The sequence below is a fragment of the Achromobacter sp. genome, assembly GCF_057314935.1.
On sequence record NZ_DBHKZA010000016.1, the window covers coordinates 52,688 to 78,609 of the forward strand.

Genomic DNA, 25,922 nt, shown 5'->3' on the forward strand with positions numbered 1-25,922 from the left:
CGCAACCAGACCACTCGGTTACATTAACGCCCGTGTCCCCACTTTCTCTTTCCACTCCGGCCCGGCTCACGTCCGTGGCCACCGCAAAGCTCCCCAGATTGATTCTGCTGGGCTTGTCGCTGGCCTATATCGTGGCCGGCCTGTTCATGCGCGACCCGTGGAAAACGGACGATGCGGTCGGATTGGCGACCATGATCACGGCGATCCGCGAAGGCGGCATCACCTGGCTACTGCCGCAAGTGGGTCTGCTGGCGCATGCCGAGGAAGGGCCGCTGATCACGTGGGTGGGCGCGGCCAGCATCTGGCTGTTCGGCCCCTTCGTCGGCGACATCACCGCCGGACGCCTGCCCAACCTGCTGTGGTTCGGCATCACCGCGATGAGCGTCTGGTACGGCACCTATCTGCTGGGCCGCCGCGCTGAAGCCCAACCGCTTGCCCTGCCCTTCGGCGGCGAACCCGCCCCCCGCGACTACGGCCGCATGCTGGCGGACGCGGCCCTGCTGCTGCTGCTGGCCACCGTAGGCATCCTGCAGCGCACCCACGAGACCACCGTCGTGCCCGCCATCATGGCGTGCCAGGCGCTGGCTTTCTATTCGCTGGCGCGCAGCGTCGACCGCCCCGTGTCCGGCACCACCACGCTGGGCATCGCCCTGGCGGCCAGTTTCCTGACCCGCGGCTGGGTGGGCGCGGCGCCCATCATGATCGGCGCCCTGCTGGCTTTCTACCCCCGCAGCCAACTGTGGAAGCGCAAGCGCTGGCTGCCGTGGGCCACGCTGGTGACCGTCGCGCTGATCCTGGCTTGGTGGATTCCGGCCAGCGAAAGCAGCCAGTACTGGATCCGCAACTGGAAGACCTGGAACCTGGCGTCCTTCGCCTGGCCGTCGTGGCACGATATGGGCCGCACGCTGCGCGACCTGCCCTGGTACCTGTGGCCGACCTGGCCGCTGGCGCTGCTGGCCGTCTGGCGCTGGCGCGCATGGATCTATGCGCCCCATATCTGGCTGCCGCTGATGCTGCTGGCATGCTCGGCCCTGGTGCTGTTCGGCCTGGAAGAGGCCACCGATTCCGAATATGTGCTGATGGCGGTGCCGTGCGCCGTGCTGGGCGCGTTCTCGCTGCCGACCCTGCGCCGTGGCGTCGTCAACACGCTGGACTGGTTCGCCGTCATGTGCTTTTCACTGACGGCCGCCACCGCCTGGCTGGGCTGGGTGGCGCTGCACTTCAGCTGGCCGGCCCAGATCTCCCGCAACATCGCCCGCCAGACGACGGGCTATGAACCCGTGATTTCGTGGACCGCCTTCACGCTGGCAGTCATCTTCACGGTGGCCTGGATCGCGCTGGTCGTCTGGCGCCTGCGCGTACGTCCGCAAGCCCTGTGGCGCGGCACCGTGCTGTCGGCCGGCGGCCTGACCGTGACGTGGATCCTGCTGGTGCTGCTGTGGCAGCCCGCCGTGGACTATGCCCGCAGCTACCGCACCGTCTCGGGTCAACTGGCCCAGGCGCTGGCGCAGCACACGCGCCCCGGCGAATGTGTCCGCGGCTTGAGCCTGGGCAGCGGCCAGCGCGCCTCGTTCCTGATCTTCAATAACCTGAGCTTCACGTTCGATGCGAAGTGCACGCTGATCCTGCAGCAGACCAGCAACCAGAGCCTGCGCGACAACACCGCCGCGTATAGCGATGGCGCCGACGTGCTGTGGCAGGGCGGCCGCCGCGCCGACCGGCAGGAAGTATTCCGCCTGCTTCGGGTCGGCGCTAACCGATGAGTTCCGTGAACGCGGCGCCGATGTCCTTCGGCGCCACCCTGCGCGGCATCGCCAAGCAGGCCTGGCCCGTGCTGATCAGCCAATGGGCCGGCATCTCGTTCGGCGTGCTGGACACCGCCATGACCGGCCACTCCAGCGCCAGCGATCTGGCCGCGATGGCCTTGTCCGCCTCGATCTACATCACCGTTTTCGTGGGCCTGATGGGCGTGGTCCACGCCTTGATTCCCATCCTGGCCCAGCACTACGGCGCCGGCAACAACCTGGAAGTCGGCCGCAGCTGGGGCCAGGGCGTCTGGCTGGCGCTGGGCCTGTCGGGGGTGGGCGCGATCCTGATGCTGTTCCCGGACGTCTGGCTGTCGATGTCCGGCGAGGTCGCGCCCGCCGTGCGCGAGCGCATCGGCTCTTACCTCCAGGCGCTGGCGCTTGCCCTGCCTGCCGCGCTGGTGTTCCGTACCATCTATGCGCTGGGCACCTCGGTGTCACGCCCGAAGCTGGTCATGGCGATCAACCTGTCGGCCATCGGCTTCAAGGCCTTCTTCAACTGGTTGTTCATCTACGGCAAGCTTGGCTTGCCCGCCATGGGCGCCACCGGTGCCGGCCTGGCGACCGCGCTGGTGTCGTGGATGAGCCTGGGGCTGGGCCTGTGGGTGATCACCCATGACCGCTTCTACCGCCGCTTCCAGCTGCGGATCGGCAAGCCCGACTGGAAGACGCTGAAGGAGCTGCTGCGCCTGGGCATCCCCATGGGCGGCTCGTACCTCGTGGAAGTGTCGGCCTTCACGTTCATGGCCTTGCTCGTCGCCCGCGAAGGCACGTTCGTGACCGGTGGGCACCAGATCATGTCGAACCTGGCCGCGCTGTGCTACATGATGCCGATGGCGCTGGGCGTGGCCACCGCCGCCCTGACCGCGCAGGCGATCGGCGCCGGCAACCTGGCCCATGCGCACCGCACCGGCATGGCCGGGCTGGCGCTGGGCTTGATCGGCGCGCTGTTGACGGCGGCCGTGCTGCTGGCGGGCCGCCCGCTCATCCTGGCCGCCTACACCGACGACGCCGGCGTGGCGGCCGTCGCCACAACCCTGCTGGCGGTGCTGCCGCTGTTCCACCTGTTCGATTCCATGCAGTGCATCAACTCCTACCTGCTGCGCGCCTACAAGGTCGCGGTGGTGCCGTTGCTGCTGCAGGTGGTGGCGCTGGCCGGCGTCGGCCTGGTGGGCGGCTGGTGGTTCGGCTTCGGCCCCGGCAAAGGCGGTCTGGACGGCGTCCGCAATATCCTCGTGCCGGGCTCGCCGGTCGGGGCGGGCAGCATGTGGCTGATGGCGATGGTCGGCCTGGCCCTGTCCGCCGCCCTGCTGCACTTCTGGTATCGGCGGATCGTGCGAACCATGGCACAGCCGTAACGCCCCGAAAGCAAAGAAAAAAAGGCAGCCTGAGGGCTGCCTTTCTTGTTTCCGACCGTGGGGTCAGACTACTTTCGGCCGCTTGTCGATCACGCGGCGCGCCTTGCCGGTAAGCGTGCGTTCCACATGCCCGGAATCCGACACCTGGATGCGCGCGCTGACGCCGATATGCGTCTTCACGGCATGCTGCAACTGGCGGCCCAGATCATTGCGCTCGGCGTCCGACAGGCCCGAGAACTCGGCGCGCACTTCGGTCAGGATCTCCAGCTCGTCCATATTGCCCGTGCGCGACAGCACCAGCTGATAGTGCGGCGCCAACTGGGCAATCTTCAGTACCAGTTCTTCGACCTGCGTCGGGAACATGTTCACGCCACGCACGATCAGCATGTCGTCGCTGCGGCCGGTGATCTTGCCGATGCGGCGCATGCTGCGCGCGGTCGGCGGCAACAGGCGGGTCAGGTCGCGCGTACGGTAGCGGATGATGGGCATCGCTTCCTTGGTCAGCGACGTGAACACCAGTTCCCCCGGTTCGCCGTCGGCCACGGGCTCGCCCGTATCCGGGTTGATGATTTCGGCGTAGAAATGGTCTTCCCAGACCACCGGGCCATCCTTGGTCTCGACGCATTCGCTGGCCACGCCCGGCCCCATCACTTCGGACAGGCCGTAGATGTCCACGGCGTCGATGCCGGCTTCGGTCTCGATGTCGGCACGCATCTGCCCCGTCCAGGGCTCGGCGCCGAAGATGCCGATGCGCAGCGAACTTTGACGCGGATCAATGCCCTGGCGGCGCTGTTCTTCCAGAATATTGCAGAAATAGGAGGGCGTGACCATGATGATGTCCGGACGGAAATCGCTGATCAGCTGCACCTGCTTTTCGGTCTGCCCGCCCGACATCGGGATGACGGTGCAGCCCAGGCGCTCGGCACCGTAATGCGCGCCCAGGCCGCCCGTGAACAAGCCGTAGCCATAGGCCACGTGCACCGTATCGCCGGGCTTGCCACCGGCCGCGCGAATCGAACGCGCAACCAGATTGGCCCAGTTGTCCAGATCGCCCTTGGTGTAGCCCACCACCGTCGGCTTGCCCGTCGTGCCGCTGGACGCATGAATACGCGAGATCCGTTCACGCGGAACCGCGAACATGCCGAAAGGATAGTTCTCGCGCAGTTCCTTCTTCGTCGTGAACGGGAACTTCGAAATATCGGACAGCTGCTTCAGATCGTCCGGATGCACGCCCGCTTCGTCAAACGCCTTCTTGTAGTGCGCGACGTTCTCGTAGGCATGTTTGAGCGTCCACTTCAAACGCTGCAGCTGCAACGCGCGAAGCTCATCCTCGCTGGCATGCTCGATGGGGTCCAGCCCCGGCTTGCTCATGGTGTTGGACATGGTTATCTCTCTCCTGAAATTCTCTTTACGCCGGCCGGGGCGACGACGGGGGCCTGGACCCCGGGCGCGCGCCGCCCTGGCGGCGGCCTTGTCTTTGGTAGGTTGCCTTACGCGTCGGCGGGAACGCCGACGATCTGACCTTTGATGCGATAAGAGCGCCCGCGAAACAGCGCGACATTACGGCCATCCTGGTTGGTCACCGTCACGTCGTACACGCCCGTGCGGCCAGCCAGGGAACGCTCCTGGGCCACCGCCGTCAACAGATCGCCTTCGAAGCCCGGCGCCAGGTAATCGATGGTGCAGCCGGACGCCACCGTGCTGACATTGCGCGAATTGCACGAAAACGCGAAGGCGCTGTCGGCCAGGGCGAAAATGAAGCCGCCGTGGCAGGTCTTGTGCCCGTTCAACATGTCGGCGCGCACGCGCATCGTCAGGCGCGCGTAGCCGGGCGCCATTTCCTCGACTTTCATGTCCAGGCCTTGCGAGGCCGCGTCACCTGCGTACATCACGGTGCCGACGGCCTGAGCCAGTTCCTGGGGATCAGCCGGCACTTCAACAGCGGGAACGTGCGCGTTCATCATTGCCCCTTGAATTGCGGTTCGCGCTTGCCGAGGAAGGCGGCCACGCCTTCGGCGTAATCCGCGCTGCGGCCCAGTTCGCGCATCATGTCGCGTTCCAGGTCCAGCTGCGTGGACAGGTCGTTGCCCAGGCTGGCCTGCATGGCCCGCTTGGTGAACGCCAGGCCCTTGGTGGGCGCGGTGGAGAAGTGCTTGGCCAGTCGGTCCAGCGTGGCGTCGAATTCCTCGTCCGCCACGCATTGCCAGATCAAGCCCCATTCTTCGGCCTGCTTGGCGCTGAGCTTGTCGCCCAGCATCGCCAGGCCCATGGCGCGCGCGCGGCCGACCAGGCGCGGCAGCACGAAGGTGCCCCCGGTGTCCGGAATCAGCCCCAAGCGGCAGAACGACTGGATGAAGTTGGCCGAAGCGCGGGCGATGACGATATCGCCGGCGAACGCCAGGTTGGCGCCCGCGCCGGCCGCCACACCGTTCACGCCCACCACGACAGGCATCGGCAAGGCATTCAGGCGGCGCACCAGCGGACCGTAGAACTTGTCGACGGTTTCGCCCAGGTCAGGCGGCGTGCCGTCTTCGGCGGGCTTGCGCTCGCTCAGATCCTGCCCCGCGCAAAAGCCGCGGCCCGCGCCGGTCAGGACCAGGACGCGCGCGCCTTCGGTTTCAACGCGCGTCAACGCGTCGGCCACTTCGCCATGCATATTGGCGGTGAAGCTGTTCAGCTTGTCCGGTCGGTTCAGCGTCAGGCGCGCGATACCGTCGGACAGGTCGAATTGGATGTCTTGGTAGCTCATGTCAGTTATCCATTGCGGGCACGTCACTCGCATCAGAGATTTTGCGTAACGCCCAACCGAGGCCGCGCGGAGCCGGCTCTGCCGGTCCGCTGCGGCGCCCCCAGGAGGGGGAAGCGCGCAGCGCTTCGGGGGTGGGATCAAACATGACGGCGGGTTTGCACCACGCGGAAGCGGTTCGACACGAAAGCCGCGTCGGACAGCGCTGCATTGGCGGCCGGGTTGGCGCCGGTGCCATGGAAGTCGCTGAAGGCCGCGGTCTGATTGACGAACACCGCGCCCGTCAAGTTGAGCGACAGCGACACGCCGGACACTTCGGCCGCGTCCTGCACTTGTTCGGCCACCTGCGCATCCGTCGTGTAGGCGGACAGGGACAGGGCGCCGTGCTGGATGACGCTGTCGCGCGCCAGCTGGATGCTGTGGGCGGTGGAATCCGTGGCCACCACGAACGCGATGGGTCCGAACCATTCCTGGGCGATGGCGGCGTTGCCGGCTTCCGTGCGCAGCAGCAGCGGCGTGCGGACGCGGGCGTTTTCGAACTGCGGGTGCACGAGCGTCTTGCTGTCGGCCACCACCGGCAGGCCGAGCGCGCGGGCGCGATCGATGCGCTCGACGATGCCTTCGTTCTGGATCGCGCCGGTCAGTTCGACAGCCTTCGCGGCGTCGGCGCTGACCTTCTCAAGCGCCACGCCCAGAGCGGCGGCGACGTCTTCGAAGCTGACGCGGCCTTCCGGCGTGTTGATGCCGTCGCGCGGCACGTAGATGTTCTGCGGCGCCGTGCACATCTGGCCGGAGTACAGGGCCAGCGAGAACGCCAGGTTGCGCGCCACGCCCTTCAGGTCGGCGGTGGAATCGATGATGACCTGGTTGACGCCGGCCTTCTCGGTGTAGACCAGCGCCTGGCGGGCGTTATTTTCCAGCCAGTCGCCGTTGGCGGTGCTGCCGGTGAAGTCGACGATCTTGACGGCCGGGTCCAGCGCCAGCTTCTGCGCGGTGTCGTCGCCGGCTTCGTGCGCGGCCAGCAGCACGACATCGGGGTCGAAGCCCGCTTCCTGCAGCACTTCGCGCGCCACCTTGACGGTAATGGCCAACGGCAGGATCGCGCCAGGGTGCGGCTTCACGATGACCGTGTTGCCGGTGGCCAGGCTGGCGAACATGCCGGGGTAGCCATTCCAGGTCGGGAAGGTCGAGCAGCCGATCACCAGTGCGACGCCGCGCGGCACCACGGTGAACTGCTTTTCCATGCGGATCGGGTCGTTCTTGCCCTGCGGCTTTTCCCAGATGGCCACGCCGGGAATGCGCGACATTTCCTGCCAGGCGTAGGTCACGGCCTCGAAGCCGCGGTCCTGCGCGTGCGGGCCGCCGGCCTGGAAGGCCATCATGAAGCCCTGGCCGGTAGTGTGCTGGACCGCGTAGGCGATCTCGAAGCTGAGCTTGTTCAGGCGCGCCAGGATCTCCAGCGACACGCCCACCCACGCCTGCGGACCCGCGCGGCGCCAGTCGTCCAGGGCGCGCTTGGAGGCGGCGATCAGCTTGTCGACGGGCACGTGCGGATACGTGATGCCCAGGTCGAAACCGTAGGGCGATTTTTCGCCGCCCACGGTGCCGTCGGCGTCATGCAGGTTCAGCGGGAACGGCTTGCCCTTGAGCGCTTCGAAGGCCGCACGGCCGTCGTCGTTGGCGGTTTCACCATAGTTGCGGGGGCTGGGCGATTCGGCAAAGGGGCTCCAGTAGCCGCGCAGCGCGGCGGCCGCCAGGGATTGTTCCAGCAGGGGCTGATGGCGTTCGAAGAATTTCTGGGACACTGTGTCTCTCCAATGAATTAGGTATGTCTGCCTGGCGCGCGCCGGGTCAGGTTTCCTGGTCGAAGTCGATGACCAGGCGGTCGCTGACCGGGAAGCTCTGGCAACTCAGGACGAAACCGCGCGCCACTTCGTAGTCTTCCAGGGCGAAGTTGGCGTCCATGTCCACTTCGCCCTCGACCACTTTGCAACGGCAGGTGGAGCACACCCCGCCCTTGCACGAATACGGCAACTCGATCCCTTGCGCCAGCGCCGAGTCCAGCACGCTGTCTTTATTCTTTTCAATGACGAACTTGCGGCTGTGGCCGTCCTGCACCACGGTGACTTCGCACTGGCCCTTGCCGGGCGCCTGGCGGGCCTCGTGGCCGGTGCGCAGCGCGCGCGGCCCCTTGGGCGCGCCGAACAGCTCGAACTTGATGTTCGACTTCGGAATACCGCGGGCCTGCAGGCGCTCGACCACGCTTTCCGTCATGGTCTGCGGCCCACAGACAAAAGCGTAATCGATATCCTCGGGGCTCATCCAGGCGGACATCAGCTGGTCGACCTTGTCGCCGTCCAGGCGGCCGTTGAACAGTTCGATGTCTTGCGACTCGCGGCTCATCACGTAGACCAGCGAGAAGCGGTCCATGTACAGGTTCTTCAGGTCTTCGATCTCTTCACGAAAGAGCACCGCCGACGACGCGCGGTTGCCGAAGAACAGCGTGAACTTGCTGCCCGGTTCGGTGGACAGCGCGGTCTTGACCAGCGAGAACACCGGCGTGATGCCGCTGCCCACGGCAAAGGCCACGTAGTGGCGCTTGTTCTCGGGCGAGAAATCGACCGTGAAGTTGCCCGCCGGCGCCATGACTTCCAGCGTCTGGCCGGGCTGCAACTCCTGGTTGGCCCAGCTGGAGAACGTGCCCTCGTCCACTTTCTTGATCGCCACGCGCAACAGCTTGTCGTGCGGCGCCGAACAGATCGAATACGAGCGGCGCAGTTCTTCGCCGTTCAGCTGGGTGCGCAGGGTCAGGTACTGGCCAGGCAGGAAAGCGAATTCCTCGGTCAGCGTGTCCGGCAGATCGAAGGTCACGACGACGGCATCGCGCGTATTGCGCGCCACCGAGGCCACCTTCAAGGAATGAAATTGGTTCTGGCTCATCTCGAAACCGCTCTCAGTGAGTCTTGAAATAATCGAAGGGTTCGCGGCAAGCGACGCAGCGGTACAGCGCCTTGCATGACGTGGACCCGAAGTTGCTGACCATCCGCGTGTCGCGCGAGCCGCAGCGCGGGCAGGCGATGGCGGGTGCGGCGGCGCGGCGGCTGATGCCCGAGATGTCGATGGCGCGTTCGGCGGGCGCGGCGATGCCGTAGCCCTTGAGCGCTTCACGCCCCTTCTCGCTCATCCAGTCGGTCGTCCAGGCGGGCGCCAGACGGGTTTCGACACGGACCTCGTCGATGCCGTGGCGCGCCAGCGTCTGCTGGATGTCCTGCGTGATCTCGCGCATGGCCGGGCAGCCCGAGTACGTGGGTGTGATGACCACGACACAGGCATCGCCGTCCCAGGACACGTCGCGCACCACGCCCAGGTCCACCACGGACAGCACGGGGATCTCCGGATCGGGAACCTCTTGCAGCCAGGCGTAGACCTGGTCGGCGGAAATGGGCGCCAGCGCGTTCACCACGTGGCTCCTGGATAGGCGCGCGGCAGGTACTGCATTTCCGCCAGCACGTAGCCCAGTGCTTCGGTGTGCTTGCCCTGCCGCCCGCCACGATAGGCCAGATGGTTGGCGGCGGTTTCGTCCGGCACGGTCAGCGTGGCTTCTTCCAGCACCTCGCGCACGTGGGCAAGCCACGGCTGGCGCAAGGCGCCCAGCTCGCAGCCGATGCCGCGGGCGGCCACGTCTTGATCCACGGCGTCGTCGGCGAACAGTTCGCCGGTGAAGCGCCAGGCGTCGTCGATGGCGGCCTGCATCTTCGCGTGGCTTTCTGCCGTGCCGTCGCCCAGGCGGACCACCATGTCCGACGAGCGGCGCACGTGATAGGTCACTTCCTTGATCGACTTGGCGGCGATGGCGGCCACGCGTTCGTCCGAGGACTGCTCCAGGCGCTGCAAGAGGAAGTAGTGCCACACGTCGAACAGGAACTGGCGCGCCATGGTGTCGGCGTAGTTGCCGTTGTCGCGTTCGACCAGCAGCACGTTGTGGAACTGGTGCGCGTCGCGGTGGTAGGCCAGCGCGTCTTCGTCGCGGCCGGCGCCTTCGACTTCGCCCGCCAGCGTCAGCCACATGCGGGCCTGGCCCAGCAGGTCCAGCGCCGTGTTGGTCAGCGCAAGGTCTTCTTCCAGGATCGGGCCATGGCCCGTCCAGGCGCCCAGGCGCTGCGACAGGATCAGCGACGAATCGCCGAGGCGCAGCAGGTATTCAAACAAAGTCTTGTCCATGTCTCCCCGCCGCCTTACATGTGCTTGATTTCTTCGGGCATCGGGAAAAACGTGGGATGCCGGTAGACCTTGCTGTTGGCCGGTTCGAACAGCGGCTCCTTGTCGCCAGGGCTGCTGGCCGAGATATCGGAGGCGCGCACGACCCAGATGCTCAGGCCCTCGTTGCGGCGCGTATAAACGTCGCGGGCGTGGTTGATCGCCATTTCGGCGTCCGACGCGTGCAGGCTGCCGACGTGCTTGTGCGCCAGGCCGTGCTGGCTGCGGATGAATACTTCCCACAAAGGCCAGTCTTTGCTCATGATGGATGTCCTTGGAATGCGGGGCGCGCACCGCGCGCCCTGGTCTGCAATGGTTGGAAGAATGAACCCGGAAACTCGGCTATCGACGCCCCGGCGCAATCGCGCCCCGTCGAAGGGGCGGCGCGCGGCGCTTCGGGGTCGAGTTCATCAGGCGGCCTTGCGCTGCGCCTGCTTGTCCGCGTAGGCGACGAGCGCGTCGCGCACCCAGGCGCCGTCTTCGTGCGCCTTGACGCGCGCGGCCAGGCGTTCCCGGTTGCAAGGGCCATTGCCCTTGAGCACCGCATAGAACTCGCTCCAGTCGATCTCGCCGAAGTCATAGTGGCCGCGCTCGGCGTTCCACTTCAGTTCGGGATCCGGCACCGTCAGTCCCAGGTATTCGGCCTGCGGCACGGTCTGGTCGACCATCTTCTGGCGCAGCTCGTCATTCGAGAAGAGCTTGATCTTCCACGCCATGGACTGGGCGCTGTTGGGCGAGTCGGCGTCCGACGGGCCGAACATCATCAGCGCGGGCCACCACCAGCGGTTCAGCGAGTCCTGAACCATCGCCTTCTGTTCGGGCGTGCCGTGCAGGCACATCTGCATCAGCAGGTCGTAGCCCTGGCGCTGATGGAAGGACTCCTCCTTACAGACGCGCACCATGGCCCGCGCATACGGGCCGTAGGAACAGCGGCACAGGGGGATCTGGTTGATGATGGCCGAGCCGTCGACCAGCCAGCCGATCATGCCGATGTCGGCCCAGCTGAGCGTGGGGTAATTGAAGATGCTGGAGTACTTGGCGCGGCCGGCATGCAGGTCGTCGATCAGGTCGTCGCGCGACACGCCCAGCGTCTCCGCGGCGCTGTACAGGTACAGCCCATGGCCGGCTTCGTCCTGCACCTTGGCCAGGAGGATGGCCTTGCGCTTGAGCGATGGCGCGCGGGTGATCCAGTTGCCTTCGGGCAGCATCCCGACGATTTCCGAGTGCGCGTGCTGCGAGATCTGGCGGACCAGCGTCTTGCGGTAGGCGTCCGGCATCCAGTCCTTGGCCTCGATGCGCACGCCGTCGTCAATGCGGCGCTGGAACGTCTGGTCGCGGCCTTCAAGCTGGTCCGCGGTCTTGACCTGCTTGACGCCGGTTTCGACGAGTTGAGCGTACATGTTTGTCTCCTAGAGACGGTTTGCGAAAACGCAAAGCAAACGTTCCGCAGTGCCGTCATGTCATAGGCGGATTATTTAATACAAAAAAACCATTGTCAAACTCAAATCTGTATCACATTGGATTTATGTATCATATTGCGGATCCCGATATCGGCCGCTTGCGGCCCCCCTTATGGCAAACCCTCAGTCGCCCCTGGACCGCTTCCTGTCCCGCTTATTGAAAAGCGATCCGCCCCGCGCCAAATCCCTGTGCGTCAGCTTGCTGGGGGACGCGCTCGCCCCCCATGGCGGCGCCATCTGGCTGGGCGACCTGATCGCGCTGCTGGCGCCGCTGGGCATCAACGAGCGGCTGCTGCGCACCAGCGTCTTCCGCCTGGTCGCCCAGAACTGGCTGCAGTCCGAACGCCATGGGCGCCGCAGCCTCTACCTGATTTCCGAACAAGGGCTGCGCCATACCGCGCACGCCTCGCAGCGCATCTACGAGGGCGCGGCGCAAGACTGGAACGGGGAATGGACGCTGGTGGCGCTGCCCCGCACCGGCAACGGCCTGGCCGAGCGGGCGGAATTGCGCCGCGAACTGGTCTGGGAAGGCTTCGGCATGATCGCGCCCGGGCTGTTCGCCCATCCGCATACCGAGGCGCGGGCGGCGCACGACATCCTTGAAAAGCTGGGCATTCCGGACCGGGCGCTGGTGCTGTCGGCGCGCGACCTGGCCGGCGCGGGCGGCCTGCCCATCGCCAGCCTGGCCTCGCAATGCTGGAACCTGGACGACGTGGCCGAGCAATACCGCCAGTTCTCGCGCAACTTCGGCCCGCTGGAAAAGCTGCTGGAAGAACCGCCCTCGCCGTCCGAGGCGTTCGTCGTGCGCGTCATGCTGCTGCACAATTGGCGCCGGATCGTCCTGCACGATCCCCAACTGCCCGGCCCGATGCTGCCCGACAACTGGCCCGGCCACGCCGCGCGCGAACTATGCGGGCGGATCTACTGGAAGGTGTTCGACGCGTCGGAAACGCACCTGGACGCGCTGGCCGGGCAGGACAACGAACGGTATGCGCCGCTGGCGGGAGACATCGCGGCGCGCTTCGGCGGCCGGCCGGGCTGAACGGCCGGCGTCAGGCGTCCGGCGACAGGGTCACGCCCAGCGTATCGACATGGCGTTCACCGGCCGCGATCTGGCCGGGTCCCGGGCGGCTCAGCCCGGCCGTGGCGGCAATGAAGGACAGCGTCCAGTTCGCCTGGATCGGCCGCCCCAGCGCCGCACCGGTGTCGGCGTCGATCCCGCTGGGCACATCCAGGGCCAGCACCGGCACATTCCAGCTATTGACGGTATCGACCAGCGCCTGCCAGTCCGCGTCCAGCGTCCGGTTCAATCCGATGCCGAACAAGCCGTCAATGACGATATCGGGGATGTCACCGGGAGTGAGCGCCGACTGCGCCTGCCCGCCGGCGGCGAGCCAGCCGGACCAGGCACGGGCGGCGTCGGGGGGCAGCCGGACCGGGTCCGATGGCAGCAACACCCGCACCGCGAACCCCAAGGCAAGCAGGCGTGTGGCCGCCTCCAGCGCGTCGCCCCCGTTATTGCCAGGGCCGGCCAGCGCCAGAACGGTATGGTCGGGAGGAAAACGGGCAGCGATGAACTCGGCTGCAGCCCGGCCCGCCAGGGGCATCAGCGCCCGGCCGGAAGCCAGGGCAAGCTGTTCGGCGCGGCGAATCTGAGCGACGGGATAAGACGGCATGGCGAAGGCGCGGCGAATGGGTCATACCCAGTTTACGCCGCGGCCCGGACCGCCGCTTACACCTTCAGGAAGTGCTCGCGGTAGTACTTGAGCTCGTCGATGGATTCGTAGATGTCCGCCAGCGCTTCGTGGCGGCTTTTCTTTTCGAAACCCTTGTACACGGCCGGGGCCCAGCGGCGCGCCAGTTCCTTCAGCGTGCTGACATCCAGGTTGCGGTAGTGGAAGAACTGTTCCAGGCGCGGCATGTAAGCAAACATGAAGCGGCGGTCCTGGCTGATGGTGTTGCCGCACAGCGGCGATTTACCGGCCGGGACATGCTGCACAAGGAACGCCAACAGCGTATCCTCTGCCTGCGCCTCGGACACCGTCGATGCCTTGACCTTGTCGATCAGGCCGCTCTTGCCGTGGGTGGACTTGTTCCAGTTATCCATGGCGTCAAGCAGGCTGTCGGGCTGGTGGATCACCAGCACAGGGCCTTCGGCCACGACCGTCAGATCCGGCTCCGTCACCACGACGGCTACCTCGATGATGCGTTCTTTCTCAGGTTCCAGGCCCGTCATTTCCATGTCGAGCCAAACCAGGCGATTTTCGTTCACAGCCATATAATTTGCCTATAAAACGCGCGATTTTCGCACATCCCTTCTTGAGCCGACCGCTTCGCCCATGTTCACATTGCTGTTCGTTGCTTTCCTGCTGACCGATATTGCCGTGCGCCTGTGGCTGGCGACACGCCAGATCCGCCACGTCGTACGCAACCGCGACCAGGTGCCTGCGGAATTCTCCCACCGGATCGGGCTGTCCAGCCACCAGCGTGCGGCCGATTACACGGTGGCGCGCGTCAAGCTGGGGATGCTGGAACGCACCTACGACGCGATCCTGCTGGTGTGCCTGACGCTGATGGGCGGACTGCAGTTCATCGACCTGCTGGTAGGCCAGCTTACCAGCAACGACTTCCTGCGCCAGATGCTGCTGCTGGTCGCCGTCGCATTGCTGCTGGGCGTGCTGGGGTTGCCGTTCACGTTATGGCGCCAGTTCAAGCTGGAAGCGCGCTTCGGATTCAACCGCATGACGCCCGAGCTCTTCATCGCCGATACCGCCAAGGGCCTGCTGGTGGCCGCCGTGCTGGGCTTGCCGCTGGCCGCCGCGGTGCTGTGGCTGATGGGCAGCGCAGGCGCCTACTGGTGGATCTGGGCCTGGGCGCTTTGGACCGTGTTCAACCTGGCGCTTCTGATCGTCTACCCGATGTTCATCGCGCCGCTGTTCAACAAGTTCACCCCGCTGTCCGACCCGGACCTAGCGGGACGCATCCAGCGCCTGGCGCAACGCTGCGGTTTTTCGCTCAATGGCCTGTTCGTGATGGACGGCTCGCGCCGCTCCGCCCACGGCAACGCCTATTTCACGGGCTTCGGCCGGTCGCGCCGCATCGTGTTTTTCGACACCCTGCTGGCCCGCTTGAACGGCGACGAGATCGAGGCCGTGCTGGCCCATGAACTAGGCCATTTCGCCAAGCGCCACATCATCAAGCGCATCATTTTCAGTTTCGGGATGGCATTGGCCTTTTTTGCCATCCTGGGCTGGGTCGCCCAACAGCCCTGGTTCTATGTGGACCTGGGCGTCATGCCGCAATTGGGCGGACGCAACGATGCCATGGCCTTGCTGCTGTTCTTCCTGGTCATTCCTGTTTTCACTTTCATGTTCACGCCGCTGGCCAGCTGGTACTCGCGCCGCGACGAATTCGAAGCCGACCGCTACGCGGCCGAGCAGAGTTCGCCGGAACGCCTGGTCTCCGCGCTGGTCAAACTCTACGACGACAACGCCGCTACGCTGACCCCCGACCCCGTGCACTCCGCCTTCTACGACAGCCATCCCCCCGCCGCCGAGCGCATCCGCCACCTGATGGCGGGCGCCGCATGAACGCCCGCAACAACAGCAGCAAGAAGCCGCCCAACCAGGCGCCGGCGGGCGCCCCGGCCGCAGCGGTCGGGCTCGAAGGCCGCATCATCGCGGCGCACGGACGCCACTACACCGTGGAACTGGCCGATGGCTCGACCCGCAAGTGCTTCCCTCGCGGCAAGAAAGCCGGCGCCGCCGTGGGCGACCGCGTGCAGATCACGCCGCAGGGCAACGACGAAGGCGCCATCGACACCATCCTGCCCCGCAGCAACCTGCTGTACCGCTCGGACGACATGCGCTCCAAGCAGTTCGCCTCCAACGTGGACCAGTTGCTGATCGTGATCGCCGTGCGCCCGACCTTCTCGGACGACCTCACCGGCCGGGCGCTTGCCGGAGCCTGGAGCGCAGGCATTTCGCCGCTCATCATCCTGAACAAGACCGATCTGGTCGATGAGTTGCCGGCTGCGCGTGCGCGCCTGGCGCCCATTGCGGCCCTGGGCGTGCCCGTCATTGAACTCAGCGCGCTGGAGCCCGACAAGGTCCATTCCCTGCTGGCGCCGCACCTGGCCGGCCGTACCAACCTGCTGCTGGGCCAAAGCGGCATGGGCAAATCCACGCTGCTCAATGCGCTGATCCCCAGCGCCGGCGCGGCCACGCGCGAACACTCCACCGCGCTGGACATGGGCAAGCACACCACGACCAGCACGCGGCTTTATCATCTGCCCGCGCCGGGCGGCGACCTGATCGACTCGCCGGGATTCCAGGCATTCGGCTTGCAGCACCTGACCCGCGAAGACATCATCCGCGGCTTCCCGGAGTTCACGCAGCCCATCGAAGCATGCCGCTTCTACAACTGCACGCACCGGCAAGAGCCGGGCTGCGGCGTGCTGGCAGCATTACAGGCAGGCCAGATCAATCCGCTGCGCTATGCGCTGTACGAGCGCATCCTGGAAGAGAACCTGGCCGGGCAACAGCGTTACTGAACGACGGCGCAAGATCCGCCCGCATGAAAAACGGCCCCGATCAGGGGCCGTTTTTCATGCGGGCGTGCAGGAATTGGCGCAGTCAGCGCGGCTGCAATCCGTTGCGCACCAGGTGATAGAGATTGCGCAGCATGCCGGCGGTGGCGCCCCAGATGAAATGGTCGCCGTAAGGCATGCCGTAATAGTTGCGTACCCGCCCGTCGTCCAACCGCGCTTCGTACAGGCGATGGTTGGCGGGGTCCATCAGGAAGGACAGCGGCACTTCGAACACTTCCGCCACCTCGAACGCGTCGGGTGCCAAGTCGAAACCCGGGCGCACCAGCGACACCACGGGAATGATCGAAAAACCCGTCGCCGTCAGGTACGGCGGCATGCTGCCCAGCACTTCCACATGATTGGCGGGCAAGCCCGTTTCCTCCTGCGCCTCGCGCAGGGCCGCGGCCACAGGTGTCGAATCGCTGGTTTCGATGCGCCCGCCGGGAAAACTGATCTGGCCGGCATGGTCATGCAGATGCGCGGCGCGCTGAGTCAGCATGATGTGCACGCCGCTCTCGCGGGTGACCAGCGGAATCAACACGGCGGCGGGCACGGGCGTGCCTTCGCGGCCTGGATAGCGCAGATCGTTGTCACGCGAAAGCTCCAGCGTCCAGGTGGACGGCTGGCTGAGCGTGCCCCGTAGAGAATCCGGGGTCAGCAGGCTGGCGGGCACGGCCGGCAAGGACTCGTTGGCCACCACCCACGGTTGCGTCGCGGGGTCGAAACCGGGACGAGCGAGCGGCCTTCTGGGCCGCGCGGAATACGAGGAATCAGACATTCGGCTTTGCAAAAAGAAAAAGGCACCCTCGCAGGTGCCTTTTTAACCCGGAAACCTGTGCCGGACGGAAACGCTGAATGGCGCGGACGTCCGACACTGGTAGGGCCGTGTGCCGATAAGCGATCAAGCCGCCGAGGCTTGCTTGCTGACCAGCTTTTCCTTGATACGCGCCGACTTGCCCGAGCGGTTGCGCAGGTAGTACAGCTTGGCGCGGCGCACGTCGCCGCGGCGCTTGACTTCGATGCCGGCGATTTGCGGCGAGTACAGCTGGAACGTACGTTCCACGGCTTCACCCGACGAAATCTTGCGCACGGTGAACGCGGAGTTCAGGCCGCGGTTGCGCTTGGCGATGACAACGCCTTCGAAAGCCTGCACGCGCTTGCGGGTGCCTTCAACGACGTTCACGCTCACGATGACGGTGTCACCAGGAGCAAATTCAGGCTTGGCTTGGCCGCCGGTCAGACGGGCAATTTCTTCCTGTTCCAGGATAGCGATAAGGTTCATTAGAACTCCTAGATCATCATGTCTTTGCGGACTAAAACTTTTGCCGTTCGATGTTGTTCACGTGAAGCTGGCCATCGGGGCGGGCCACTGGGGCAAACCGCGGGGCTGGCTACGCGTGTGTATTGCCGGCAACCCGAAGGGTCTACGCGCAATACTCGTACCGCAAGCAGAGGATGAGATTTGGCAAACCAATGATTCTACACCAAAAATTCGCCTGAGCGTCTAGTAGAATGGCGACCTTCCTGTGGCTTTGCTGTACCCTTGCCACTTCTGTAACAAACACGTCATCTGACGCTGTTCCCTCATGTCGTATACGTCCCTGTTATTGGTCGTCCTGGCGGCGATGGCCCACGCAACGTGGAATCTGCTTGCCAAGCGCGCGGCCATGGTGGGCGCCCCGTTCGTCTTCGCGTACGGACTGTGCGCCTCGGTGCTGTATGCGCCCTGGGTGATCTGGGTGCTGATGCACGACGGCATGACCTGGACCTGGCCCGTCGTGGCCGCCATCCTGACGTCCAGCTTGTTGCATCTGGGCTACAGCCTGTGCCTGCAGCGCGGCTATCAGGTGGCCGACCTGTCTGTGGTGTACCCCATCGCCCGCGGCACGGGACCCTTGCTTTCCACCACTGGCGCCTTCCTGCTGTTGGGCGAACCCGCCACCAGCACGGGCATCATCGGCATGCTGTGCGTAGTGATCGGCGTGCTGCTGATCGCGACCCAGGGTCGGCTGGCCATCTTCAAGCAGGCGCAGGCCTGGGTAGGGGTGCGCTGGGGCGTGGTGATCGGCCTGTTCATCGCCGCCTATACCGTGGTTGACGCCTACGGCGTCAAGGTGTTGCTGATCAGCCCGGTGCTGTTCGACTGGTTCACCTGCGTGACCCGCACGGTCATGATGACCCCCCACATGGTGGGCCGGCGCGCTCAGGCGTGGGAATCCATGCGCGGGCACTGGCATCTGGCGCTGGCCGTAGGCCTGCTGTCGCCGTTGGGATACATCCTGGTGCTTTACGCCTTGCGCAACGGCGCGCCGCTAAGCCTGGTGGCCCCTGCACGCGAAATGTCCATGATGCTGGGCACCTTGGCCGGCATGTTCCTGCTGCGCGAAAAGGTGGGTCCCGGCCGTCTTGCCGGTTGCCTGTCCATCCTGGCGGGCGTCATCCTGCTGGGTTCCAGCTAGGCCGTCCCGGCCGTTCGGTACGCATTCCGGCCGTTCAGAACCCGGCGGCCGCGCCCAGCCACATCAAGCCGGGGATGATTGCCCCCCAGGCCAACACCATCACCACGTCAATCACCATGGCCTTCATGGTGACCTGGGACGTCACGGGTTCGACCGTGGCGTTACCCAGGCTGCGCTCGCGCACGGCGGGCGCGGCGGGCACGCTGGTCACTACCGGCGCCATCGGCGCGGCGGGGCGAACCGTCGGCGCCGACACCGGCAGCGCCGCCGCCTGGCCTGCGACGCCTTCGTCCACCGGTGCCGGCGGGAACGGCCACCGGGCCGGCATGGAGCCCGGGCGCACACGATGGCGCGGCTCGGCGTCGGCCGAGGACGTGGTCCAGGGCATGGCCAGGCCCGCCAGCTTGGCGCAAACCGCGCGGGCGCGATGCGCGCCACGGCGCAGCGGGTTCAGCGAAACGGCAAGCTCGTCCGACAAGACGGAAATATCAGCGGTGTTCATAGGAACTCCTTGGAGAAACGATTCCATGCCGCGGCGAGCACCGCGGTATCGACCGGCAATCAATCGAACAATGACAACTGGCCCGCGGCCATTGCGCGCAGTTGACGCGCACCGCGGCCCACTGCGCCGCTGACTGCCGGCAACCCATCAGAAAAGGGGACCCCTGAAGACGCTTGCGCGCCAACCGGGGATTGGAAATCGGAAGTGGACGCGGCGGACGCACCCGACGCGGCCGCGGCGAACAGCGACGGCGTCGCATTCGGGGCCAGCGGCGGCTGGAAACGGTCGCAGTCCAGGGCAAGGCGATGGCGGTTCAGCCCAAGCTTTCGGGTGGCCACGGCGAACCGTTGGCGCAGCAGATCGGCCCAGATCCCGGTGCCGCGCATGCGGGAGCCAAAATTCGGGTCGTTGCGGCGGCCATTGCGCAGGTCTTCAATGCGGTGCAGCACGCGCTGGGCGCGGTCGGGGAAATGGGCGTTCAGCCAGTCCTCGAACAGGGTCTTGACCTCCCACGGCAGGCGCAAGACGGTGTAGCTGGCGTAATGCGCGCCGGCCGCCTTGGACTCCTGGAGGATGTGTTCCATGGATTCGTCGTTGATGAACGGGATGACCGGCGCCACCAGCACGCCCACCGGCACGCCGGCTTCGGTCAGGGTGCGCACGGTCTCCAGCCGGCGCCAGGGCGCGGCGGCACGGGGTTCCAGCGTGCGCGCCATGCCGGCGTCCAGCGACGTGATGCTCATGTAGACGACCACGAGCTTCTGTTCGGCCAGCGCGGCCAGCAAGTCCACGTCGCGGGCGACCAGCGCGTTCTTCGTGACGATGGTGAGGGGATGCCGGGTTTCCAGCATCAGTTCGAGCAAGCCGCGGGTCAGCCGCCATTCGCGTTCGATGGGCTGGTAGGCGTCCGTAGCGGAACCGATGTTGATGGGCGACGGCTTATAGCCGGGGCGGCTGAGCTCGGCTCGGAGCGCCTGTACGGCATTGGCCTTGGCCACCAGCCGGGTTTCGAAGTCCAGCCCGGGAGACATCCCCAGGTAGGAATGCGTGGGCCGGGCGTAGCAGTACACGCAGCCATGTTCGCAACCCCGATACGGATTGACGGCCACATCGAAGGGAATGTCGGGCGAATCGTTGCGCGACAGCATCTTGCGCGCTTCTTCGGCCGTGACCGTGGTTTTGGGAGCGGCGGGCGCCAGGCGCGAATCCGGCAGGATCGGAATGACCCGCGCGGGGGACGAGGCATCGGAAGAAAATTCGGGGACGGACTCGACGAAATCCGCGGGCAGACCGGAAGCGGACCAGCCGTCGTCGACCTGGACACGGTCATCGCGCTGAAAGCGATGCCGAACATTAGTAACCGCACCCCGACCGCGCAAGGCGGCGGGGGCGGCAGCCGGGGACCCAGAACCGGCGGGAAAAGAATGATCGGTGCGTGCCATAAAAACTACTGTACAAAAACACAGTGGTTTTGACAAGCACCAAAAGCCTTTTCGTAAGACAGCCCCACTTTACCGCAAGACGCAGGCCTCGTCCGAACAAATCGATTTCATCAGGCGATATCGCCCGGAGAGCCGCATCAGCATTGGATTTGGAAGAAAAACAACAGCAAAATCCGGGCTGGAAATCCGTTGTTTTCCAGCCCGTTCAAGCGTTCAGCGCAACATGCCCGCCGCGGCAGTCTGATGCGTGGCCTCGTCGATCAGGATGAAGGCTCCAGTAGCCGGCACATCGGCATAGCGATCGACCGCCAAGGCCTCGCGCGTCGTGAACGTCACGCGTCCGATGTCGTTCATGCGCAAGGTGCCTTCGGTGTTCTCGACCTCCTGCAGTTCGTGGATGTCTCGATGCGAGAGCACCGCGCGGATCTTCGCCGAGGTCAGGCGCGTGCCGGACTTCAGCAGATACTTGCGTGCGGGATTCAAGGCCTGCGCATCCAGCCAGCACAGTTCGGCTTCGAACTCGCGCGTCACTTGCGCCGGCGCAGCCGTATGCACGATCACATCGCCGCGCGACACGTCCACGTCGCGGTCCAGCACCAGCGTCACCGAGTCCCCCGCCACCGCTTCATCCTGCACGCGATCGAAGACGCGCACTTCGCGCACCACGGCCGCGACACCGGATGGTTGCACGGTGACGGCATCGCCCGGGCGCACCACGCCGCTGGCCACGCGACCCGCGTAGCCGCGGAAATCTTCCTTGCGGTCGCCATCGTGGCGGGCCACCCACTGCACCGGAAAACGCAACGGCAGCGCGCGCCCGTCACTGGCCAGGTCCAGCGATTCCAGCAGCGCCAGCAAGGGTTGGCCTTCGTACCACGGCGTCTTCGGCGACAGCGTGACGACGTTGTCGCCGTTCAACGCCGACAGCGGCAGCGCATCGAAGTGCGCGATGCCCAGCTTGCCCGCCAGGTCGGCATAAGCCTCGCGGATGCGCTCGAACACGGCGCGGTCCCAGTCCACCAGATCCATCTTGTTGACCGCCACCACGATATGCCGGATGCCCAGCAGGCGCGCGATGGTGCTGTGCCGCTTGGTCTGCGCCAGCAGCTTGCCGTCGGCCGCGCGCGTGGCGTCGATCAGGATGACGGCGACGTCCGCCGTCGATGCGCCCGTGACCATGTTGCGCGTGTACTGCTCGTGGCCCGGCGCGTCGGCAATGATGAACTTGCGCGCCGGCGTGGAAAAGTAGCGATAGGCCACGTCGATGGTGATGCCCTGCTCCCGCTCGGCTTCCAGCCCGTCGGTCAGCAACGCGAAATCGATTCCGTCGCCCGCCACGCGCTTGTGCTTGGCGCGCGAGATCGCGTCCAGCTGGTCGGCGAACACGCCCTTGCTGTCGTACAGCAGGCGGCCGATCAGCGTGGACTTGCCGTCGTCGACGGAGCCCGCCGTGATCAGGCGCAGCACCCCGTTGCCGGCGCCGGAAAGAAAAGAGTCGTTCAATGCGTTCATGTGCGTTCCCCTGCCACCGACCGGAGCCGGTGGTTGCTGCATTCAGAAATAGCCTTCCTTCTTGCGGCGCTCCATCGAGGCCTCCGAAGTCTGGTCGTCCATGCGCGTGGCGCCGCGCTCGGTGATGTCGGTCACCGCCGTCTCGGCAATGATGGCGATGGTGTCGGCGGCGTCGGAGGCCACCGGGCACGTGCACGAGATGTCGCCCACGGTGCGGAAACGCACGGGCAGGCGCTCGACCTGCTCGCCTTCCTGCGGCGGCGTCAGGCGGGTGACGGGCACCAACAGGCCCTTGCGCCGCACCACGTCGCGTTCATGGCTGAAGTAGATGGACGGCAACGCCAGCTGTTCGCGCTGGATGTATTGCCAGACGTCCAGCTCGGTCCAGTTCGAGATCGGGAAGACGCGCATGTTCTCGCCGCGGTGCACGCGGGTGTTGAACAGGTTCCACAGTTCCGGCCGCTGGGCCTTGGGGTCCCATTGGCCGAATTCGTCGCGGAATGAAAAGATGCGTTCCTTGGCGCGCGCCTTTTCCTCGTCGCGTCGCGCGCCGCCGATGCAGGCATCGAAGCCGAATTCCTCGATGGCCTCCAGCAGCGTCACCGCCTGGGCCGCATTGCGCGAATCGGTCTCCCGGCGCAGCACCACGCTGCCGCGCTTGATGGAGTCTTCCACGCTGCGCACGATCAGCTTCTCGCCCAGTTCGGCGGCGCGCTGGTCGCGGAAGGCGATCACTTCGTCGAAGTTATGCCCCGTATCGATGTGCATGAGCGGGAACGGAAAGCGCCCGGGGCGGAAGGCTTTTTCGGCCAGGCGCAGCAGCACCACCGAATCCTTGCCGCCCGAAAACAGCAGCACGGGGTTTTCGCTTTCGGCGGCGACCTCGCGCAAGATGAATATCGCTTCCGATTCCAGCCAATCCAGGTGGCTGCGTTGGATCACAGCAGACATAGGTATTCCCCTAAAACAGATTTCGAATTCATGGCCGGCCTCAGTCGCCGCGCGCCACGACACTGATGACCCGGTTGCCCGCATGCAGGCCGCATTCCTTGGAGTCCGACGACTCCCACCACCAGCGCCCCGCCCGCAGGTCTTCGCCCGGACGGATCGCGCGCGTACAGGGTTCGCACCCGATCGACGGGTAGCCCTGGTCGTGCAAGGGGTTGTACGGAATGTCCAGCGCGCGGATCACGGCCCACACGTCTTCCTCGCTCCATTCGGCCAGCGGGTTGAACTTGTAAAGGCCGAAGGTGGCGTCGTGTTCTTCCAGCGGCAGTTCGCCGCGCGTCGTTGACTGCTGGCGGCGTTGGCCAGTGACCCAGGCGCCGCGCCCGGCCAGCGCGCGCTTAAGCGGCTCGACCTTGCGGATCTGGCAACAGGCCTTGCGCAGTTCCACGCTTTCATAGAAGGCATACGCGCCGTGCGCCGCCACGTGCTCATCCACCGCGGCCGCAATGGGCCGGTACACGGTGACGCCGCGCCCGTAGCGCGCCCGCACCGCGTCCAGCACGCCCAGGGTTTCGGCATGCAGCCGGCCGGTATCCAGCGTGAACACTTCCAGGTCCAGGCCCGAGTCGTAGATGGCATGCGTCAGGACCATGTCTTCGGCCGCCAGCGAGGACGCGAGCGCCGCATCGGGGTAGCGGCGCTGGACTTGCGCCAGGCGCTCGGTCAGCTCGCGCCAGCGTTGGGCCAGGCCGGCATCCACGTCGGCGGCAATATCAGAAGAGCGGTTGGAAATCACGGTCATGGTTGCACCGCGAAGATGCGCGCGCGACGGGGACGGGCCAGCAAGGCCTCGCCGTCGCGCAGGTCCAGTTCCCGATACAGGTACTCGGGCACCTCCGCTTCGATGATGGCGTCGGAATCCTCGCGGGCCAGTTCCAGATAAGCGCTGGGCCCCGCCAGATACGCGTGCGACAGGCGCACCGCGATGCCCTCCCCGCCCGCCCGGTAGCGCTCGATATCGAACTCGTGCGGGCGAACGTAGGCGGTGGCGCGCTGGGCATCCGCCTGCGACAGCTCCGGCGCGGGCAGCAACAGGCCGGCACCCTGCCAGACCCCGCGCGTGGCCACGCCCTGCAATTGGTTCACGTCGCCCAGGAAACCGTAGACGAACGGCGTGGCCGGCCCTTCCCAGACTTCGCGCGGCGTGCCGACCTGCTCGATGCGGCCGGCGTTCATCAGCACCACGCGGTCAGCCACTTCCAGCGCCTCTTCCTGGTCATGCGTCACGAACACGCTCGCCACGTTCAGTTCGTCGTGCAGCCGGCGCAGCCAGCGCCGCAGTTCCTTGCGCACCTTGGCGTCCAGCGCGCCGAAAGGCTCATCCAGCAGCAGCACGCGCGGCTCCACGGCCAGGGCGCGCGCCAGCGCGATGCGCTGGCGCTGGCCGCCCGACAGTTGCGCCGGATAGCGGTCCGCCAGCCAGTCCAGCTGCACCAGCGTCAACAGCTCGTGCACCTTGCGCCGGATCTGGTCTTCGGGAGGACGCTGCGAGCGATGCTTCACGCGCAGGCCGAAGGCGACGTTTTCGAACACCGTCATGTGCTTGAACAGCGCGTAGTGCTGGAATACGAATCCGACCTGGCGCTGGCGCACATCGACCGAGGTGGCGTCTTCGCCAGCGAACAGCACGCTGCCGGAATCGGGGGCCTCCAGCCCCGCGATGATGCGCAGCAGCGTGGTCTTGCCGCATCCGGATGGCCCCAGCAGCGCTACGAGCTCGCCCGTTTCGATGTGCAGCGACACGTCGTTCAGCGCGCGGAACTGGCCGAACTGCTTGGATAGATTGCGAACTTCGATACTCATGCTTGTCTCCGTCTGAACCGGCCGCGTCAGGCGACAGCCGGCTTGAGGCTTGCCGTCGCCGCGCCGGGATACTCGACCGGCAGGTCGGCGGCGCGCAGGAAGCGCGCGTTGCGCCACTCGACCACGTTCTTGGCCACCAGCGTCACCAACGCCAGCAACGCCAGCAGCGAGGCCACCGCGAACGCCGCGGAATACTGGTATTCGTTGTAGAGGATCTCTACGTGCAGGGTCATCGTGTTGGTCAGCCCCCGGATCTGCCCGGATACCACCGACACCGCCCCGAACTCGCCCATGGCACGCGCGTTGCACAGAATGGCGCCGTACAGCAGGCCCCACTTGATGTTTGGCAGCGTCACGCGCCAGAAGATCTGCCAGCCGCTGGCGCCGAGTGTCAGCGCCGCCTGCTCTTCTTCGCTGCCCTGCGCCTGCATCAGCGGAATCAACTCACGCGCCACAAACGGAAAGGTGACAAAGAGCGTAGCCAGGATGATTCCCGGCACGGCGTAGACGATCTTAATGTCGTGGGCCTGCAACCAGCCGCCCAACCAGCCTTGCGTGCCGAACAGCAAAATGAACACCAGCCCGGCCACCACGGGCGACACCGAGAACGGCAGATCAATCAACGTGATCAGGAACTGCTTGCCGCGAAACTGGAACTTGGTAATGGCCCAGGCGGCCGCCACGCCAAACACCAGGTTCACGGGCAGCGCAATCGCCGCCACCAGCAAGGTCAGCTTGATGGCGGACCACGCATCCGGCTCGACGATGGCGTCCAGATACAGCTGCCAGCCTTTCTTGAACGCCTCGGCAAACACGGCGGCCAGCGGCACCAGCAGAAACAGCGTCAGAAAAGCCAGCGCGATAAACAGCAGAATGCCGCGCACCCAGCGCGGCTCGGTCAGATGTGCGGGACGATCCGATGCGCTCATGCGAGCCTCCCCAGGTTGCGGCGCGCCTGCCAGCCTTGCAGCAGGTTGATGAC

At 65.8% G+C, this 25,922-nt stretch carries 26 protein-coding genes; 6 read left to right on the forward strand and 20 right to left on the reverse strand.

Going from position 1 to position 25,922, the window contains the following annotated elements; genetic code table 11:
* Window positions 1-32 precede the first annotated feature (32 nt).
* Both ACO6D5_RS08340 and ACO6D5_RS08345 read left to right on the forward strand, forming a co-directional pair.
* Complete coding sequence (locus ACO6D5_RS08340) at window positions 33-1,763, forward strand: glycosyltransferase (RefSeq protein ID WP_315529203.1); 1,731 nt, start codon at window positions 33-35, stop codon at window positions 1,761-1,763.
* Window positions 1,760-3,163, forward strand: coding sequence for an MATE family efflux transporter (locus tag ACO6D5_RS08345; RefSeq protein ID WP_315529202.1), 1,404 nt, complete (start codon window positions 1,760-1,762; stop codon window positions 3,161-3,163). Before ACO6D5_RS08340 ends, ACO6D5_RS08345 begins: the two co-directional genes overlap by 4 nt.
* Window positions 3,164-3,226: 63 nt before the next feature.
* Here ACO6D5_RS08345 and paaK read toward each other — a convergent pair whose 3' ends face one another.
* The 9 genes from paaK to paaA form a co-directional block, all read right to left on the reverse strand.
* Window positions 3,227-4,546, reverse strand: coding sequence for a phenylacetate--CoA ligase PaaK (gene paaK, locus ACO6D5_RS08350; RefSeq protein ID WP_315529200.1), 1,320 nt, complete (start codon window positions 4,544-4,546; stop codon window positions 3,227-3,229).
* Between the two features lie 107 nt (window positions 4,547-4,653).
* Window positions 4,654-5,124, reverse strand: a complete 471-nt coding sequence (paaI, locus tag ACO6D5_RS08355; protein ID WP_006225105.1) for a hydroxyphenylacetyl-CoA thioesterase PaaI — start codon at window positions 5,122-5,124, stop codon at window positions 4,654-4,656.
* Window positions 5,124-5,912 (reverse strand): 2-(1,2-epoxy-1,2-dihydrophenyl)acetyl-CoA isomerase PaaG, encoded by a 789-nt coding sequence (gene paaG, locus ACO6D5_RS08360; protein WP_315529197.1) that lies wholly within the window; start codon window positions 5,910-5,912, stop codon window positions 5,124-5,126. Before paaG ends, paaI begins: the two co-directional genes overlap by 1 nt.
* Window positions 5,913-6,049: 137 nt before the next feature.
* Window positions 6,050-7,714: a phenylacetic acid degradation protein PaaN gene (paaN, locus tag ACO6D5_RS08365; RefSeq protein WP_485825104.1), complete on the reverse strand. Its 1,665-nt coding sequence runs from the start codon at window positions 7,712-7,714 to the stop codon at window positions 6,050-6,052.
* Between the two features lie 46 nt (window positions 7,715-7,760).
* Window positions 7,761-8,849, reverse strand: coding sequence for a 1,2-phenylacetyl-CoA epoxidase subunit PaaE (gene paaE, locus ACO6D5_RS08370; RefSeq protein WP_485825105.1), 1,089 nt, complete (start codon window positions 8,847-8,849; stop codon window positions 7,761-7,763).
* A 13-nt stretch (window positions 8,850-8,862) separates the two neighbouring features.
* Window positions 8,863-9,369, reverse strand: a complete 507-nt coding sequence (gene paaD / locus ACO6D5_RS08375) for a 1,2-phenylacetyl-CoA epoxidase subunit PaaD (protein WP_105555543.1) — start codon at window positions 9,367-9,369, stop codon at window positions 8,863-8,865.
* Window positions 9,366-10,130 carry a 1,2-phenylacetyl-CoA epoxidase subunit PaaC gene (gene paaC / locus ACO6D5_RS08380; RefSeq protein WP_485825106.1) on the reverse strand — a complete coding sequence of 255 codons (765 nt, stop codon included), beginning with the start codon at window positions 10,128-10,130 and terminating at the stop codon, window positions 9,366-9,368. The genes paaD and paaC overlap by 4 nt, the downstream gene beginning before the upstream one ends.
* Before the next feature lie 14 nt (window positions 10,131-10,144).
* Window positions 10,145-10,429: a 1,2-phenylacetyl-CoA epoxidase subunit PaaB gene (paaB, locus tag ACO6D5_RS08385; RefSeq protein ID WP_006225111.1), complete on the reverse strand. Its 285-nt coding sequence runs from the start codon at window positions 10,427-10,429 to the stop codon at window positions 10,145-10,147.
* A 147-nt stretch (window positions 10,430-10,576) separates the two neighbouring features.
* Window positions 10,577-11,566 carry a 1,2-phenylacetyl-CoA epoxidase subunit PaaA gene (paaA, locus tag ACO6D5_RS08390; protein WP_315529190.1) on the reverse strand — a complete coding sequence of 330 codons (990 nt, stop codon included), beginning with the start codon at window positions 11,564-11,566 and terminating at the stop codon, window positions 10,577-10,579.
* Between the two features lie 172 nt (window positions 11,567-11,738).
* Here paaA and paaX point away from each other — a divergent pair, with 172 nt between their 5' ends.
* A complete protein-coding gene (paaX, locus tag ACO6D5_RS08395) occupies window positions 11,739-12,668 on the forward strand; it encodes a phenylacetic acid degradation operon negative regulatory protein PaaX (protein WP_485825107.1) in 930 nt (309 codons plus the stop codon).
* 10 nt (window positions 12,669-12,678) lie between these two features.
* Here paaX and ACO6D5_RS08400 read toward each other — a convergent pair whose 3' ends face one another.
* A complete protein-coding gene (locus tag ACO6D5_RS08400; protein WP_485825108.1) occupies window positions 12,679-13,302 on the reverse strand; it encodes an NAD(P)H-hydrate epimerase in 624 nt (207 codons plus the stop codon).
* Window positions 13,303-13,358: 56 nt separating this feature from the next.
* Window positions 13,359-13,904, reverse strand: coding sequence for an oligoribonuclease (gene orn / locus ACO6D5_RS08405; protein ID WP_315529185.1), 546 nt, complete (start codon window positions 13,902-13,904; stop codon window positions 13,359-13,361).
* Between the two features lie 61 nt (window positions 13,905-13,965).
* On the opposite strand from orn, the gene ACO6D5_RS08410 reads away from it, so the two are divergent.
* Window positions 13,966-15,216 (forward strand): M48 family metallopeptidase, encoded by a 1,251-nt coding sequence (locus tag ACO6D5_RS08410; RefSeq protein WP_315529183.1) that lies wholly within the window; start codon window positions 13,966-13,968, stop codon window positions 15,214-15,216.
* Window positions 15,213-16,178 (forward strand): ribosome small subunit-dependent GTPase A, encoded by a 966-nt coding sequence (gene rsgA / locus ACO6D5_RS08415; protein ID WP_315529182.1) that lies wholly within the window; start codon window positions 15,213-15,215, stop codon window positions 16,176-16,178. Before ACO6D5_RS08410 ends, rsgA begins: the two co-directional genes overlap by 4 nt.
* 82 nt (window positions 16,179-16,260) lie before the next feature.
* Here the strand turns inward: rsgA and ACO6D5_RS08420 are convergent, their stop codons facing one another.
* Together ACO6D5_RS08420 and rplS are read right to left on the reverse strand one after the other, a co-directional pair.
* Window positions 16,261-16,992: a CoA pyrophosphatase gene (locus tag ACO6D5_RS08420; RefSeq protein WP_315529180.1), complete on the reverse strand. Its 732-nt coding sequence runs from the start codon at window positions 16,990-16,992 to the stop codon at window positions 16,261-16,263.
* 123 nt (window positions 16,993-17,115) lie between these two features.
* A complete protein-coding gene (rplS, locus tag ACO6D5_RS08425) occupies window positions 17,116-17,496 on the reverse strand; it encodes a 50S ribosomal protein L19 (protein ID WP_006218237.1) in 381 nt (126 codons plus the stop codon).
* 304 nt (window positions 17,497-17,800) lie between these two features.
* On the opposite strand from rplS, the gene ACO6D5_RS08430 reads away from it, so the two are divergent.
* A complete protein-coding gene (locus tag ACO6D5_RS08430; RefSeq protein ID WP_315529179.1) occupies window positions 17,801-18,673 on the forward strand; it encodes an EamA family transporter in 873 nt (290 codons plus the stop codon).
* Between the two features lie 34 nt (window positions 18,674-18,707).
* Here ACO6D5_RS08430 and ACO6D5_RS08435 read toward each other — a convergent pair whose 3' ends face one another.
* The 7 genes from ACO6D5_RS08435 to cysW all read right to left on the reverse strand — a co-directional run bounded on the left by ACO6D5_RS08435 (window position 18,708) and on the right by cysW (window position 25,869).
* Window positions 18,708-19,175: a hypothetical protein gene (locus ACO6D5_RS08435; protein ID WP_315529178.1), complete on the reverse strand. Its 468-nt coding sequence runs from the start codon at window positions 19,173-19,175 to the stop codon at window positions 18,708-18,710.
* Window positions 19,176-19,234: 59 nt separating this feature from the next.
* Window positions 19,235-20,617, reverse strand: coding sequence for a PA0069 family radical SAM protein (locus tag ACO6D5_RS08440; protein WP_485825109.1), 1,383 nt, complete (start codon window positions 20,615-20,617; stop codon window positions 19,235-19,237).
* A 213-nt stretch (window positions 20,618-20,830) separates the two neighbouring features.
* Window positions 20,831-22,129: a sulfate adenylyltransferase subunit 1 gene (locus ACO6D5_RS08445; RefSeq protein ID WP_315529176.1), complete on the reverse strand. Its 1,299-nt coding sequence runs from the start codon at window positions 22,127-22,129 to the stop codon at window positions 20,831-20,833.
* A 42-nt stretch (window positions 22,130-22,171) separates the two neighbouring features.
* On the reverse strand, window positions 22,172-23,080 hold the full coding sequence (gene cysD, locus ACO6D5_RS08450; RefSeq protein ID WP_088590184.1) for a sulfate adenylyltransferase subunit CysD: 909 nt from the start codon (window positions 23,078-23,080) through the stop codon (window positions 22,172-22,174).
* 40 nt (window positions 23,081-23,120) lie between these two features.
* Window positions 23,121-23,879 (reverse strand): phosphoadenylyl-sulfate reductase, encoded by a 759-nt coding sequence (locus tag ACO6D5_RS08455; RefSeq protein WP_485825110.1) that lies wholly within the window; start codon window positions 23,877-23,879, stop codon window positions 23,121-23,123.
* The gene (locus tag ACO6D5_RS08460) at window positions 23,876-24,940 is read right to left on the reverse strand and encodes a sulfate/molybdate ABC transporter ATP-binding protein (protein WP_485825111.1); all 1,065 of its coding nucleotides are present in this window, start codon (window positions 24,938-24,940) and stop codon (window positions 23,876-23,878) included. The genes ACO6D5_RS08455 and ACO6D5_RS08460 overlap by 4 nt, the downstream gene beginning before the upstream one ends.
* Window positions 24,941-24,966: 26 nt before the next feature.
* Window positions 24,967-25,869: a sulfate ABC transporter permease subunit CysW gene (cysW, locus tag ACO6D5_RS08465; RefSeq protein ID WP_485825112.1), complete on the reverse strand. Its 903-nt coding sequence runs from the start codon at window positions 25,867-25,869 to the stop codon at window positions 24,967-24,969.
* Window positions 25,870-25,922: the final 53 nt, after the last annotated feature.

Bases quoted from the DNA above. Each gene is read 5' to 3' on its own strand.
- ACO6D5_RS08420 (WP_315529180.1), bottom strand. From the start codon at position 16,992: ATGTCTGATTCCTCGTATTCCGCGCGGCCCAGAAGGCCGCTCGCTCGT.
- ACO6D5_RS08445 (WP_315529176.1), bottom strand. From the start codon at position 22,129: ATGAACGCATTGAACGACTCTTTTCTTTCCGGCGCCGGCAACGGGGTG.
- ACO6D5_RS08410 (WP_315529183.1), top strand. From the start codon at position 13,966: ATGTTCACATTGCTGTTCGTTGCTTTCCTGCTGACCGATATTGCCGTG.
- ACO6D5_RS08430 (WP_315529179.1), top strand. From the start codon at position 17,801: ATGTCGTATACGTCCCTGTTATTGGTCGTCCTGGCGGCGATGGCCCAC.
- ACO6D5_RS08345 (WP_315529202.1), top strand. From the start codon at position 1,760: ATGAGTTCCGTGAACGCGGCGCCGATGTCCTTCGGCGCCACCCTGCGC.
- paaX (WP_485825107.1), top strand. From the start codon at position 11,739: ATGGCAAACCCTCAGTCGCCCCTGGACCGCTTCCTGTCCCGCTTATTG.
- cysW (WP_485825112.1), bottom strand. From the start codon at position 25,869: ATGAGCGCATCGGATCGTCCCGCACATCTGACCGAGCCGCGCTGGGTG.
- cysD (WP_088590184.1), bottom strand. From the start codon at position 23,080: ATGTCTGCTGTGATCCAACGCAGCCACCTGGATTGGCTGGAATCGGAA.
- paaB (WP_006225111.1), bottom strand. From the start codon at position 10,429: ATGAGCAAAGACTGGCCTTTGTGGGAAGTATTCATCCGCAGCCAGCAC.
- orn (WP_315529185.1), bottom strand. From the start codon at position 13,904: ATGGCTGTGAACGAAAATCGCCTGGTTTGGCTCGACATGGAAATGACG.
- paaA (WP_315529190.1), bottom strand. From the start codon at position 11,566: ATGTACGCTCAACTCGTCGAAACCGGCGTCAAGCAGGTCAAGACCGCG.
- ACO6D5_RS08400 (WP_485825108.1), bottom strand. From the start codon at position 13,302: ATGCCGTCTTATCCCGTCGCTCAGATTCGCCGCGCCGAACAGCTTGCC.
- paaK (WP_315529200.1), bottom strand. From the start codon at position 4,546: ATGTCCAACACCATGAGCAAGCCGGGGCTGGACCCCATCGAGCATGCC.
- paaG (WP_315529197.1), bottom strand. From the start codon at position 5,912: ATGAGCTACCAAGACATCCAATTCGACCTGTCCGACGGTATCGCGCGC.
- paaE (WP_485825105.1), bottom strand. From the start codon at position 8,849: ATGAGCCAGAACCAATTTCATTCCTTGAAGGTGGCCTCGGTGGCGCGC.
- ACO6D5_RS08440 (WP_485825109.1), bottom strand. From the start codon at position 20,617: ATGGCACGCACCGATCATTCTTTTCCCGCCGGTTCTGGGTCCCCGGCT.
- ACO6D5_RS08455 (WP_485825110.1), bottom strand. From the start codon at position 23,879: ATGACCGTGATTTCCAACCGCTCTTCTGATATTGCCGCCGACGTGGAT.
- rsgA (WP_315529182.1), top strand. From the start codon at position 15,213: ATGAACGCCCGCAACAACAGCAGCAAGAAGCCGCCCAACCAGGCGCCG.
- rplS (WP_006218237.1), bottom strand. From the start codon at position 17,496: ATGAACCTTATCGCTATCCTGGAACAGGAAGAAATTGCCCGTCTGACC.
- paaC (WP_485825106.1), bottom strand. From the start codon at position 10,130: ATGGACAAGACTTTGTTTGAATACCTGCTGCGCCTCGGCGATTCGTCG.
- ACO6D5_RS08435 (WP_315529178.1), bottom strand. From the start codon at position 19,175: ATGAACACCGCTGATATTTCCGTCTTGTCGGACGAGCTTGCCGTTTCG.
- paaI (WP_006225105.1), bottom strand. From the start codon at position 5,124: ATGAACGCGCACGTTCCCGCTGTTGAAGTGCCGGCTGATCCCCAGGAA.
- ACO6D5_RS08460 (WP_485825111.1), bottom strand. From the start codon at position 24,940: ATGAGTATCGAAGTTCGCAATCTATCCAAGCAGTTCGGCCAGTTCCGC.